The organism is Rhizobium sp. USDA 3886, from assembly GCF_056279785.1.
The window spans coordinates 813,334-826,383 of sequence record NZ_JBWCDC010000001.1; the positions used below are offsets into that span (position 1 = coordinate 813,334).

General features: G+C 59.7%; 12 protein-coding genes and 1 pseudogene. 8 read left to right on the forward strand and 5 right to left on the reverse strand.

The genetic code is table 11. From position 1 onward, the window contains the following. Window positions 1–16: 16 nt before the first annotated feature. The 3 genes from ACZ9BX_RS04215 to ACZ9BX_RS04225 form a co-directional block, all read right to left on the reverse strand. The gene (locus tag ACZ9BX_RS04215; protein WP_476215923.1) at window positions 17–1,171 is read right to left on the reverse strand and encodes an amino acid ABC transporter permease; all 1,155 of its coding nucleotides are present in this window, start codon (window positions 1,169–1,171) and stop codon (window positions 17–19) included. Window position 1,172: 1 nt separating this feature from the next. Then, window positions 1,173–2,375, reverse strand: coding sequence for an amino acid ABC transporter permease (locus ACZ9BX_RS04220; RefSeq protein ID WP_476215925.1), 1,203 nt, complete (start codon window positions 2,373–2,375; stop codon window positions 1,173–1,175). 96 nt (window positions 2,376–2,471) lie between these two features. After that, window positions 2,472–3,497, reverse strand: coding sequence for an amino acid ABC transporter substrate-binding protein (locus tag ACZ9BX_RS04225; protein ID WP_476215927.1), 1,026 nt, complete (start codon window positions 3,495–3,497; stop codon window positions 2,472–2,474). A gap of 367 nt (window positions 3,498–3,864) precedes the next feature. On the opposite strand from ACZ9BX_RS04225, the gene ACZ9BX_RS04230 reads away from it, so the two are divergent. Next, a complete protein-coding gene (locus ACZ9BX_RS04230; RefSeq protein ID WP_132566339.1) occupies window positions 3,865–5,055 on the forward strand; it encodes a cystathionine beta-lyase in 1,191 nt (396 codons plus the stop codon). Here the strand turns inward: ACZ9BX_RS04230 and ACZ9BX_RS04235 are convergent, their stop codons facing one another. Together ACZ9BX_RS04235 and ACZ9BX_RS04240 are read right to left on the reverse strand one after the other, a co-directional pair. Further along, window positions 5,056–6,204 (reverse strand): FAD-dependent monooxygenase, encoded by a 1,149-nt coding sequence (locus ACZ9BX_RS04235; protein ID WP_476215930.1) that lies wholly within the window; start codon window positions 6,202–6,204, stop codon window positions 5,056–5,058. A gap of 27 nt (window positions 6,205–6,231) precedes the next feature. Then, window positions 6,232–6,477, reverse strand: a complete 246-nt coding sequence (locus ACZ9BX_RS04240) for a zinc-finger domain-containing protein (protein WP_027509385.1) — start codon at window positions 6,475–6,477, stop codon at window positions 6,232–6,234. 157 nt (window positions 6,478–6,634) lie between these two features. Here ACZ9BX_RS04240 and ACZ9BX_RS04245 point away from each other — a divergent pair, with 157 nt between their 5' ends. The 7 genes and pseudogenes from ACZ9BX_RS04245 to clpA all read left to right on the forward strand — a co-directional run bounded on the left by ACZ9BX_RS04245 (window position 6,635) and on the right by clpA (window position 13,012). Continuing rightward, complete coding sequence (locus ACZ9BX_RS04245; RefSeq protein WP_476215933.1) at window positions 6,635–7,420, forward strand: alpha/beta fold hydrolase; 786 nt, start codon at window positions 6,635–6,637, stop codon at window positions 7,418–7,420. A 126-nt stretch (window positions 7,421–7,546) separates the two neighbouring features. After that, window positions 7,547–8,380 carry a serine O-acetyltransferase gene (gene cysE, locus ACZ9BX_RS04250; protein WP_476215935.1) on the forward strand — a complete coding sequence of 278 codons (834 nt, stop codon included), beginning with the start codon at window positions 7,547–7,549 and terminating at the stop codon, window positions 8,378–8,380. Window positions 8,381–8,516: 136 nt separating this feature from the next. Next, window positions 8,517–8,720, forward strand: coding sequence for a DUF3126 family protein (locus tag ACZ9BX_RS04255; protein ID WP_027509388.1), 204 nt, complete (start codon window positions 8,517–8,519; stop codon window positions 8,718–8,720). A gap of 172 nt (window positions 8,721–8,892) precedes the next feature. Continuing rightward, window positions 8,893–9,292: pseudogene (locus ACZ9BX_RS04260) on the forward strand (DUF3597 domain-containing protein). A 239-nt stretch (window positions 9,293–9,531) separates the two neighbouring features. Then, entirely contained in the window at window positions 9,532–9,900 is a 369-nt protein-coding gene (locus ACZ9BX_RS04265; RefSeq protein WP_027509390.1) for a phasin family protein, read from the forward strand. Window positions 9,901–10,161: 261 nt separating this feature from the next. Beyond that, window positions 10,162–10,515, forward strand: a complete 354-nt coding sequence (gene clpS, locus ACZ9BX_RS04270; RefSeq protein WP_027509391.1) for an ATP-dependent Clp protease adapter ClpS — start codon at window positions 10,162–10,164, stop codon at window positions 10,513–10,515. A 10-nt stretch (window positions 10,516–10,525) separates the two neighbouring features. Beyond that, on the forward strand, window positions 10,526–13,012 hold the full coding sequence (gene clpA, locus ACZ9BX_RS04275) for an ATP-dependent Clp protease ATP-binding subunit ClpA (RefSeq protein WP_476215937.1): 2,487 nt from the start codon (window positions 10,526–10,528) through the stop codon (window positions 13,010–13,012). The last annotated feature ends 38 nt before the right edge of the window (window positions 13,013–13,050 follow it).

Here is a 13,050-nt window from a genome sequence, read left to right on the forward strand (position 1 = left end):
GTATATTCCCTCATTCTTATCGTTTGTGGCCGGTGTCGAGGTGGCGTTCCATGAACACGGAATAGCGCGACATGCCGAAGCAGAAGATCCAGAAGACGAAGCCCGCGAAGACGAGGCCTGTCAGCGGCGTGACCGAGCTTGCCCAATTGGCATCGGTGAAGTTCAGGCGGACGATGCCGAGCAGGTCGAACATGCTGATGATCGAAACGAGCGACGTATCCTTGAACATGCCGATGAACGTGTTGACGATGCCCGGGATGACCAGTTTGATCGCCTGCGGCAGCACGATGAGCCGCATTTTCTGCCAGTAGCCGAGCCCGAGTGAATCGGCTCCCTCATACTGGCCCTTCGGGATTGCCTGCAGGCCGCCGCGAATGACTTCCGCCATGTAGGCTGAGGCGAAGATCGAGACGCCGATGACGGCGCGCATCAGCTTGTCGACATTCCAGCCGGTGGGCAGGAAGAGAGGCAGCATGACGCTTGCCATGAAGAGGACCGTGATCAGCGGGATGCCGCGGATCACTTCGATGAAGGTGACGCAGACCACCTTGACGACGGGCAGTCTCGATCGTCGGCCGAGCGCCAGCAGGATGCCGAACGGAAGCGAGACCGCCATGCCGACGAAGGAGACGACCAGCGTCACGAGCAGACCGCCCCAGAGCGGCGTGTCGACGACTTCAAGGCCGAAGCCGCCATAAAGCATGAAGAACGAGAAGATCGGCAGCACGCCGAAAAGCAGGATCGCGTTCAGGCCCTTGCGCGGCACCGACGGGATCAACATCGGCACCAGCAGGAGCACGAAGAGAATACCGACGATCGTCGGACGCCAGCGCTCGTCGAGCGGATAGCGGCCGAAAACGAACTGATCGAGTTTCGCATTGACGAAGGCCCAGCACGCGCCACTCCAGCCATCGGGCTGGATGCCGCCTTGAACTGCAGTTGCACAGAAGGTGCGGTCGGTGCCCGTCCACACGGCCTGGATGAACAGCCAGTCGATCAGCTGCGGCAGGACCCAGGCGAGGGCGGCGATCGCGAGCACCGTCAACACGATGTCCCGCGGCGTTGCGAGCAGGTTGCGCCTGACCCAAGCGGTAGCGCCGCGTTCGCCGGGCGGTGGCGGTTCAGCCGTGAGTATCGCCGTTCTGACAAAGGAGGTGTTGGAAACGGACATCTTATCTCTCCACCAGTGCCATCTTGGCGTTGAACCAGTTCATGAACAGCGACGTGAGAATGCTGAGGCTGAGATAGACGACGATCCAGATCAGCACGATTTCGATGGACTGGCCTGTCTGGTTGAGGGTCGTTCCGCCGACGGCGACAAGGTCCGCAAAGCCGATCGCAATGGCGAGCGACGAGTTCTTCGTCAGGTTTAGATACTGGCTCGTCAGCGGCGGAATGATGATGCGAAAGGCCTGCGGTACCACGACAAGGCGGGTGATGGAGGAAGGATGCAGCCCAAGGGCACCTGCCGCCTCCGACTGCCCCTTGGCCACGCCGCGAATGCCGGCGCGGACGATCTCCGCAATAAAGGCTGCCGTATAGAACGACAGCGCCAGAAACAGCGACATGAATTCCGGGCCGACGACCGAGCCGCCCGTCAGGTTGAACTTGCCGGCGACCGGAAGGTCGAAGGACATCGGCAGGCCGGTTACCAGGAAGGCGAGGACTGGCAGGCCGGCGATCAGTGCGATCGACGCCCAGATCGTATGGAACGGCTGGCCAGTCGCGGCCTGGCGCTTGTGCGCCCAGCGCGCGGTGATGATGGCGGCGGCGATGCCGACGATGAAGGCAATCAGAACCGCCCACATGCCCGCTTCGAAGATCGGCTTCGGGAAGGCGAGACCACGATTGTTCAGGAACATGCTGAACGGCAGGTGCAGGGATTCGCGCGGCTGCGGCAGAACGGCGAGAACGCCGGAATACCAGAAGAAGATGACGAGCAGCGGCGGAATGTTGCGGAATACTTCGACATAGACCGTGCACAGCTTGGCAATCAGCCAGTTGTGCGACAGTCGCCCGATGCCGACGATAAAGCCGATGATCGTTGCGGTGATGATACCCGTAACCGCGACCAGGAGGGTATTCAAGAAGCCGACGAAGAGGGCGCGGCCATAGGTCGAGTCGCTGGAGTAGGAAATCAGCGACTGGCCGACCTCGAAGCCGGCGCGTCCCCTGAGGAAGGCGAAACCGGAGGCCGTATTGCTGCGTGCGAGGTTCTCGATCGTGTTGTCCACGAACCACCAGACCACTCCAGCGAGGACGAGGACGGTGAGAACCTGATAGAAGATACCCCGGTATTTGGGGTCATACATGGCGGACCGGAAGGTCCAGCCGGTTTTAGGCAACGGTGTTGTGCCCAGAGCCTCTTGCGTCATGCCGAGCCAATTCCCCTATGTGCCCGTTTTGGGCTTTTTTCTTGTCGAGGGAAAGGCGGTTGCCCGCCTTTCCGGTATTTCATTCCAGGCCGGCGATCAGCGGACCGGCGGTGCGTACTGGATGCCGCCCTTGCTCCACAGAGCGTTCAGGCCGCGCTCGATCTTGAGAGGGCTGCCCTGACCGATGTTGCGCTCGAAGACTTCGCCGTAATTGCCGACGCCTTTGATCACGTTATAGGCCCAATCGTTGGTGAGGCCGAGGTCGGTACCGATCTTGGTGTCGGCTTCCGAACCGAGGAAGCGCTTGATATCTGGGTTCGGCGAATTCTTCATCTCGTCGACGTTGGCCTGGGTAATGCCGAAGTCTTCAGCATTGACCAGAGAGAAGGCCGTCCAGGAGACGACGTCGAACCACTGGTCGTCACCCTGGCGGACAGCTGGGCCGAGCGGTTCCTTGGAGATGATCTCCGGAAGGATCATGTGCTCGTCGGGATTCTTCAACGTCAGACGCAGAGAATAAAGGCCGGACTGGTCGGTCGTGTAAACGTCGCAACGGCCGGAGTCGTAAGCAGCGTTGACTTCCTCGAGTTTTTCGAAAACGACCGGATTGTACTGAAGGTTGTTGGCCTTGAAGTAGTCGGCGAGGTTGAGCTCGGTGGTCGTGCCGGCCTGAACGCAAACGGCGGCGCCGGAAAGCTCGAGAGCCGACTTGACGTTCAGGCCCTTGCGAACCATGAAGCCCTGACCATCGTAATAGGTGACCGCGCGGAAGTTGAAGCCGAGAGCGGTATCACGGTTGATCGTCCAGGTGGTGTTACGCGACAGGACGTCGACTTCGCCGGATTGCAGCGCCGGGAAGCGGTCTTTCGCGGAGAGAGGCGTGTACTTGACCTTGGTCGGATCGCCGAACACGGCTGAAGCAACCGCCTTGCAGAAATCGACGTCGAAGCCGGCCCAGTTGCCGGAAGCGTCAGGCTGAGCGAAGCCGACGAGGCCGCTGTTGACGCCGCACTGGACGAAACCCTTTGCCTTCACGTCTGCGAGAGTGGCTGCCGAGGCAGCCGAGGCGCCAAGGGCGAAAACTGCTGCGCCGACGGTGGCGGACAGGAGCTTAATCTTCATTTTTCCCAACCTTTATCTGTTGTCTTATGTTTTTGTGGAGGGGACGGCTGAAGCAAACCATTCGCCCCCCAATTCTCGACACCCTCCCGGCGCGAGCGGTTCTATCACAGTCGCAAATATCACCACGGTCAAGTGTCGCGGTTCACAATTGCGGCAGAAATTGGCATTTTGGTAAAATGCGCCGTTCTGATAGGCATTTGAGCGGCAAATGGGCAGCCCTTTGCGGAAAATTGTTGCGTAATCCACTGATATATCTGACAAAGTAACGAAATGGGCAATCTGCCTCTCCGAGCCCGGGGTTGACCGTTTTGCGGGGCGGGTCCAGAAGTGCAGCTTTGCATCATTCCGCCAAAGGCCATTCCAGATTATGAAAGACAGAGACAGTCTACTGCAGAACGCGGGTATCAACACGCGCCTTACCCATGTTGGCAACGATCCCGCCGACTACTTCGGTTTCGTCAATCCTCCCGTCGTCCATGCGTCCACGGTGCTCTTCCCGAACGCCAGGACGATGGAGACGCGGTCGCAGAAATATACCTACGGCACCCGCGGAACGCCGACGACGGATGCGCTCTGCGAGGCGATCAATGCACTGGAGGGGTCTGCCGGAACGATCCTCGTTCCAACGGGTCTTGCCGCCGTTACGGTGCCGCTGCTCGCATTTCTCTCCTCCGGCGATCACGTTCTGATCGTCGATTCGGTCTATACGCCGACGCGGCATTTCTGCGATACGATGCTGACGCGTCTGGGTGTCGAGGTCGAATATTACGACCCGGCGATCGGTGCGGACATCGAGCAGCTTTTCAAGCCGAACACGAAGTTGGTGCACACCGAAGCGCCGGGTTCGAACACATTCGAAATGCAGGATATTCCCGCCATTGCCGCAATCGCCCACAAGCACGGTGCGGTCGTTGCGATGGACAATACCTGGGCGACGCCGGTCTATTTCCGGCCCCTCGACTTCGGCGCCGATATTTCGATCCATGCCGCGACGAAATATCCCTCCGGCCACTCCGACATCCTGATGGGCACGGTCTCGGCGAATGCCAAGTACTGGGAGCAGTTGAAGGAAGCCAATATCACGCTCGGCATTTGCGGGGCTCCGGACGACGCCTACCAGATCCTGCGCGGTCTTCGCACCATGGGTGTGCGCCTTGAGCGGCACTATGAAAGCGCGCTGACGATCGCCAAATGGCTAGAGGGCAGGGAAGAGATCGCAAGTGTCCTGCATCCGGCGCTGCCGAGCTTCCCGTCGCACGAACTCTGGAAGCGTGATTTCAAGGGCGCAAGCGGCATCTTCTCCTTCGTGCTCGCGGCCGACGCGCCGGAAAAATTCAAGCCGAAGGCGCATGCCTTCCTCGACGCACTGCAGATCTTCGGCCTGGGATATTCCTGGGGCGGCTTCGAAAGCCTGGCAGTGCACGTCAATCTCAACGACCGCCGTATCCGCAAGGCGCCGCAGGAAGGGCCGGTCATCCGGCTTCAGGTCGGTCTCGAAGACGTCGCCGACATCAAGGCGGACATCGAACGCGGCCTTGCCGCTGCCAATGCCGTTTGATCAATCGATCGGACGGTAGCCGTAGATCCAGTCCAGATCGGCTGCCAGGCTTTGCGGCGATTTCAGCGAAAGAACAATATCGCGGCCGAGACGGGCTGGGCCGCGGGCGTGGTAGGCAAAGCGGTTGAATGCGCCGCGCTTGCGGATTTTCGCGACGCGCGGCGCACGTTGCCGTTCGAAACGAGGTAGGGCTTCCTTCACAGAATGGGCCGCAAGCAGCGCCGCGAGCTCGTAGCCATCTTCGATTGCCATCGCCGCGCCCTGGGCGGCAAAAGGCGTCATGGCGTGAGCGGCATCGCCGATAAGGACGGTGTCGCTTCCGTTTTGCCAGTTGCCCTCCGTCGCCTCGTAGAGCGGCCAGAAGGTCATCCGGGCGTCACCGAACAGCGACTTGATATCGGCGCTCCATCCGGAAAAACGTGATGTGAGCTGCTTCAATTGCTGCTCCGCCGGCTCGTTGCGCCAGTCCTGCAGCGCAGCATTGCCGGCGGTGATGGCGACGAGATTGAAACTGCCGGCCTCCTTCAGCGGATAGCAGATAAGATGGGCGGACGGCCCAAGGAACGCCGAAACACTTGCGCGGTCGAGGAACGCCGGCGCGGAATTGCCGGCGATCGTGAAGCGATAGGCTATATTGCCGGAAAAGCGCGGCGAGGGACTGCCCTTGATTGCCTGTCGCAGCTTCGACCAGACGCCGTCGGCACCGATGATCACATCCGCCTGGCGCGTGGTTTCCGGGAGGATGCCAGGCTCGATCCTGCTGCCGCAGTGAAGGGTACAGAGAGAGTTCGCTTCGACTTGCGCAAGCAGCGCTCTTTGCAGCGTGGCGCGGTGCAGGACGCCGTAGGGCCCACCCCAGCGGGTGCGCGCGAATTCGCCTGCCGGAACGGCCGCAAGCGGGCGCAGCGTGTCGCCGGAGAAAAGGCGGATGAATTGCGGTTCGAGCCAGACTTTTTCGATGTCGTGCAGGATGCCGAGCTTTGCGAGGATGCGCGATGCATTCGGCGAGATCTGCAGGCCGGCGCCGACCTCCGCAAGCGAGGCCGCCTGCTCGAAAATATCCGAACTGATGCCGCGTTTAGCGAGCGCCAGAGCAGCGGTCAGGCCCGCAGTTCCGGCGCCGATGATGGCGGCATGTTCGACCGGCATCTGCTGTCCGATCTTTAGTGAGTGACGTTACGCTGCCTTGACGTGGAAGACGCAGCCGGCCGGGTTCGTCTGGCTCGCCTTCAGCGCGCTGTTGAAGCGGTAAAGCGTCGAGCAGTAGGAGCAGACCTTCTCGTTGTCGTCGCCCATATCGATGAAGATATGCGGATGATCGAAGGGCGCGGACGCGCCGGTGCACATGAACTCCTTCACACCGACTTCGATCACGCGGTGTCCGCCGTCGTTCTGGAAGTGGGGAATGTTGTGGCCGGCCATGTCTGTCTCCGAATGCTTTGAAATGTGCGCAGACATTATAATCCTTCGCCGGAAATGTGTAGAGCCAAAGCGCCGCACGGCGCATGGTTTTTTGGTGTCGCGAGGGTTCACCTTCGCTGCCCGATAAAATATGGTCCGGCCAAAAAGGACGGACTTTATGAATCTGAATACGCCTGCATTTTCTAGCTTTCCCCACGACGGCCTGAACCTCGTTTTTTTCGACAAAGGCGATCCGAACGGTCCGCCAGTGCTGCTCATTCATGGCTTCGCCTCGACCGCCAACGTCAACTGGATGCATCCCGGCTGGCTGAAGACGCTGGGCGATGCAGGCTATCGGGTCATTGCGATGGACAATCGCGGCCACGGCGCAAGTGATAAGCCCCACGATGCCGAAGCCTACCGGCCGTGGATCATGGCGGAAGACGCGGTGGCGCTGCTCGACCATCTCGGCATCCCGGAAGCCAATGTCATGGGCTATTCGATGGGTGCGAGGATTTCGGTCTTCACGGCGCTTGCCCATCCGCATCGCGTGCGTTCGCTGGTGCTTGGCGGTCTCGGCATCGGGATGACGGATGGCGTCGGCGATTGGGATCCGATTGCCGATGCGCTGCTTGCGCCGTCGTTGGACGACGTCACGCATGTCCGCGGGCGCATGTTCCGCGCCTTCGCCGAGCAGACCAAAAGCGACCGGCAGGCACTCGCCATGTGCATCCGGGGATCGCGCGATCTCGTGGCGCGGGCCGACATGGGCAAGATCGAGGCGCCGACGTTGATCGGTGTCGGAACAAAGGACGACATTGCGGGTTCGGCGCACGAACTGGCGGCATTGATGCCGCATGCCGAGGCGCTGGACATTCCGGGTCGCGACCATATGCTGGCGGTTGGAGACAAGGTGTTCAAGAAGGCGGTTCTGGAGTTCTACGAGAAGGTCGCCGGGCGGTAACGGGCGCCTTCAAGGTGCCGTGATTTCCGAAAAAATATGCTAAAAAAGCATAGGGCCGGTACCCATTTATGTTCCGGGCGTTTTGCCCTATATAATGTCGTTCCGACGGAAACGAGGAGACCTGGAATGGTCGCGAAGACTGACGTTCGTTCTTTTGAAGCATCAAACCCGCTGAAGGTCATGGATCCGATCTGGGACAGCCTGCGCGAGGAAGCGCGTGCGGCTGCCGAGAAGGATCCGGTGCTGGCGGCTTTCCTTTATTCGACGGTGATCAACCACCGTTCGCTGGAAGAATGCGTCATTCATCGGATCTGCGAACGCCTTGACCATCCCGACATGCAGGCAACGTTGCTCCGCCAGGTCTTCGACAAAATGGTCGAAGATTGGCCGGAATGGAGCGATATCCTGCGCGTCGACATCCAGGCCGTCTACGACCGTGACCCGGCATGCCTGCGCTTCATGGAAGTGGTGCTGTATTTCAAGGGATTTCATGCGCTGCAGACGCATCGCCTGGCGCATTGGCTGCTCAATCAGGGGCGGCGGGACCTGGCGCTCTATCTGCAAAGCCGGTCATCCAGCGTCTTTCAGACCGATATCAATCCGGCAGCGCGCATCGGCCGGGGCATCTTCCTCGATCATGCGACTGGCCTCGTCGTCGGCGAGACGGCGGTGATCGGCGACAACGTCTCGATCCTGCATGGCGTCACACTTGGCGGCACGGGCAAGGAGGGCGCTGACCGTCATCCGAAGATCGGCAGCGGCGTACTCATCGGTGCGGGCGCGAAGATTCTCGGCAATATCCAGATCGGCTATTGCTCACGTGTCGCGGCCGGTTCGGTCGTTCTGCAGCCCGTTCCGCCGAAAACGACGGTCGCAGGCGTGCCGGCGAAGGTTGTCGGAGAGGCCGGGTGTTCGGAACCGTCGCGTATCATGGACCAGGTAATCGGCGCCGGTATCTGATCCGGTCCTATCGGCTAGAACGGAAAAGCTGGCGAAATGCTGAGGGGAAAGCCGGGGCGGATGTGCTGCGGCAGCCTTTACAGCGCCGCTTTTCCTGTGCAAGAAGCGGCCAACGAAGACCGCTAGGAGACCCAGTGTGAAGCCTGAAGAACTCAAGAAGCTCGACGCCTATTTCAAGAAGACGCTCAACCCGCAGATCGTCGTCAAGGCGCGCCCGCGCAAGGATGATTCCGCGGAAGTTTATCTCGGCGACGAATTCCTGGGTGTCGTCTATATCGACGACGAAGATGGCGATCGTTCCTACAACTTCTCGATGGCGATTCTCGACGTCGATCTCTGATGATCCTTTGGCGGGCCGCACATAGCGGCTTGCCTTTGCCGAACGGCACCTTTTATCCGCAGCCTGCCTACCAAGCCTCAGCAACAATTTTGCCGCTTGCGCTGGATGAGTTCGCCCTCCGCCCCATGTTAGTTTTTGCGAATGCGATCAAACTAAATTTGGAGGCGAGGACATGGGTATTTTCGATAAAATCAAGAACGCGATTTTCGGCGAAGCGCAGGCAGCACCGGTGATCGAGGCAGCGGAAGCGCCGAAAATGGCGCCCGCGCAGACGGCGGCCGCGCCATCAGCAGCACCGTCGGCGGCGCCTGCGGCCGTCGATATCGCTCCGATTCTCGATGCTGCCGTCAAGAAGAGCGGGCAGAAGCTCGATTGGCGGCGCTCGATCGTCGACCTGATGAAGGCGGTCGGAATGGATGCGAGCCTCTCCGAGCGAAAGGAGCTTGCCGCGGAAACTTGGCTATACAGGCGACACAGGCGATTCCGCCAAGATGAACATGTTTCTTCACAAGGCGCTCATGAAGAAGCTGTCCGAAAACGGCGGCAAGGTTCCCGCAGATCTGATGGACTGAGACAGCCTCCGGCTGTCCCAAGATTGAGGCTTCGCGAGAATTTTTGCGAAGCCTCAGGTTGTAGGCCTCTGATATATATTTTAAAAATCAATTGGCGATGTACGTTGCTCTTTTTTAAAGGCGCTTTAGAGTAGCGTCATGCAATCCATGGTGGTTGTGCAACGCACAAAATCGCTTGACTATTTGTGCGGCGCAGCTACCTTTTGTGGCAGCCATTACCACAAAAGGAGGAGACGTAGATGTTTAACTTTGACGACACGAGCCGGAAGAGCAAGGAAGCCATGGACACGATGCTGAAGAGCTATTCCGACACGGCCAAAGGGGTCCAGGCGATCGCGACCGAAGCTGCGGAATATTCCAAAAAGTCCTTCCAGGACGCCGTTAATCATTTCGAGACGCTGTCTGCCGCCCGCAGCTTCGAAACGGTCTTCGAACTGCAGACCGGCTTCATCAAGTCTTCCTATGAGAATTTCATCTCCGAGGCGACGAAGATGGGCGAAATGTACGCCGATCTCGCCAAGGGCGCCTATAAGCCTTACGAAGCGCCGGTTTCGGCCCCGGCGGCAAAGTCGCCCAAGGCTGCCCAGGTAACGCCCGCAGCTGCGTAAAATGCGATGGTGCGAACAGCGCACCCCTTGAAAAACGAAGACCGGCAACGCATCTGCGGCCGGTCTTTTTTGTTTCCCGAAGCCCTTTAAGAATTCGCACGGGACTTTTTTAGTCTTTGCGTCAAGTCCTGCGGAATTGTGATTGCAGTCGCAAACAAGGGGCTTAAAATCGCTCCATTATGAACTAAGTTAGTGTTTCAGATATTCGGCGGGTAAAGCAGCCTCCCATGCACCACCGGATAGACCGAGGAATGAATGACAATGATCGCAAAGCCGATCCGGATGCAGAACGACAGCGAAAGGAACGGGGACAACGGAAATCGCGGAACCTCGGTCATCACACGCACGAAGCCGAAAACCAAGAAGCCCAATCTCTACCGCGTGCTAATCCTGAATGACGACTACACTCCCATGGAATTCGTCATCCACATCCTGGAGCGTTTTTTTCAGAAGGATCGTGAAAGTGCCACCCGCATCATGCTTCATGTCCATAACCACGGCGTCGGCGAATGCGGGATATTTACATACGAGGTAGCGGAGACCAAGGTAAGCCAAGTGATGGACTTCGCGCGTCAGCACCAGCATCCGCTGCAATGCGTCATGGAAAAGAAGTGAGGATCTCAACGTGCCAACATTTTCGCCTAGTCTTGAGAAGGCGCTCCATCAGGCACTGACCTTTGCCAACGAGCGGCATCACGAATATGCAACGCTCGAGCATCTGCTGCTCGCCCTAATCGACGATGCCGATGCGGCAGCTGTCATGGGTGCATGCAATGTCGACCTCGACGCGCTGCGCAAGACGCTGATCGAATACGTCGACAACGAACTGTCCAATCTGATCACCGGTTATGACGAGGACTCCAAGCCGACCTCCGGTTTCCAGCGTGTCATCCAGCGTGCCGTGATCCACGTGCAATCGTCGGGCCGCGAAGAGGTGACCGGGGCGAATGTCCTTGTCGCAATCTTTGCCGAGCGCGAAAGCCATGCAGCCTATTTCCTGCAGGAGCAGGAAATGACGCGCTACGACGCGGTCAACTACATCTCCCACGGCATCGGAAAGCGACCGGGCTCTTCGGAAGTCCGCACGCCGCGCGGCGCCGACGAGGAAGCCGAGAGCAAGCCGAGCGCATCGCGCGGCGGCGAGGACGAGGGCGGCGCCAAGAAGCAGCAGGATGCGCTGAAGGCTTATTGCGTCAATCTCAACGAGAAGGCCAAGAGCGGCAAGATCGATCCGCTGATCGGCCGCAACTCGGAAGTCAGCCGTACGATCCAGGTGCTGTGCCGCCGCTCCAAGAATAACCCGCTCTATGTGGGCGACCCGGGCGTCGGCAAGACGGCGATCGCCGAAGGCCTCGCCAAGCGCATCGTCGAAGGCAAGGTGCCAGAAGCGCTCGCTGATGCGACGATCTTCTCGCTCGACATGGGCACGCTGCTTGCGGGCACGCGTTACCGCGGCGATTTCGAAGAGCGCCTGAAACAGGTCGTCAAGGAGCTCGAAGAATATCCGGGTGCGGTGCTGTTCATCGACGAAATCCACACCGTGATCGGTGCCGGCGCCACCTCGGGCGGCGCGATGGATGCGTCGAACCTCCTGAAGCCGGCGCTCTCGTCCGGTGCGATCCGTTGCATCGGCTCGACGACCTACAAGGAATACCGGCAGTTCTTCGAGAAGGACCGGGCTCTCGTTCGCCGCTTCCAGAAGATCGACGTCAACGAGCCGTCAATCGACGACGCGATCGAAATCATGAAGGGCCTGAAGCCCTATTTCGAAGAATATCACCACCTGCGCTACTCGAACGACGCCATTAAGTCGGCGGTCGAGCTGTCGGCTCGTTATATCTCTGACCGCAAGCTGCCCGACAAGGCGATCGACGTCATCGATGAAACGGGTGCCGCTCAGATGCTGCTGCCGCCATCCAGGCGCCGCAAGCTGATTACCGAAAAGGAAATCGAAGCGACGGTCGCGACGATGGCCCGCATTCCGCCGAAAAGCGTCTCGAAGGACGACGAAGCCGTTCTCGCCAATCTGGAGAAGGAACTGCGCTCGGTGGTCTACGGCCAGGATACGGCGATCGAAGCCCTTTCGACGGCGATCAAGTTGGCGCGTGCCGGGCTCCGCGAGCCGAACAAGCCGATCGGCGCCTACGTCTTCTCCGGCCCGACCGGCGTCGGCAAGACGGAAGTGGCCAAGCAGCTCGCGGCGTCGCTCGGCGTCGAGATGCTGCGCTTCGATATGTCGGAATATATGGAGCGGCACACCGTCTCCCGCCTGCTTGGCGCACCTCCCGGCTATGTCGGCTTCGACCAGGGCGGCCTCTTGACCGATGGCGTCGACCAGCATCCGCATTGCGTAGTCCTGCTCGACGAGATCGAGAAGGCGCATCCGGATATCTACAATATCCTGCTGCAGGTCATGGATCACGGCGCGCTGACCGACCATAACGGCAAGAAGATCGACTTCCGCAACGTTATCCTGATCATGACGACCAATGCGGGCGCGTCGGAAATGGCCAAGGCCGCAATTGGCTTCGGTTCGTCCAAGCGCACCGGCGAGGATGAGGAGGCGCTGACCCGCCTGTTCACGCCGGAATTCCGCAACCGTCTCGATGCGATCATTCCCTTCGCATCGTTGCCGACGGCCGTCATCCACAAGGTCGTGCAGAAGTTCATCATGCAGCTGGAGGCCCAGCTTTCCGAACGCAACGTCACCTTCGACCTGCAGGAGGAAGCGATCGACTGGCTGGCGGAAAAGGGTTACGACGAGAAGATGGGCGCCCGCCCGCTTGCCCGCGTCATCCAGGATGTGATCAAGAAGCCGCTGGCGAACGAAATTCTCTTCGGCAAGCTGAAGAAAGGTGGCGTCGTCAACGTCACCGTCGGCCCGAAGGAAGACGGCAAGCCCGGCATCATCCTCGAAGCGATCCCCGAATCCGCGCCGATCAAGCCGAAGCCGGAAGCCGAAACCGTTCATCCAGAAGCCGATGGCGAGGATGACGGCGAGCTGAAGACGAAGGCAAAAACCAAGAAGACCGCGGTAAAGAAGGCGAAGGCCGAGGTCGGGGAGGCACCGAAGAAGGCGAGTGCGGTGCCGAAGGTGCCGCGCAGGAGATAGTCTGTTACCGGGAAGTGAATTGAAGAAGGCCGCAGCGA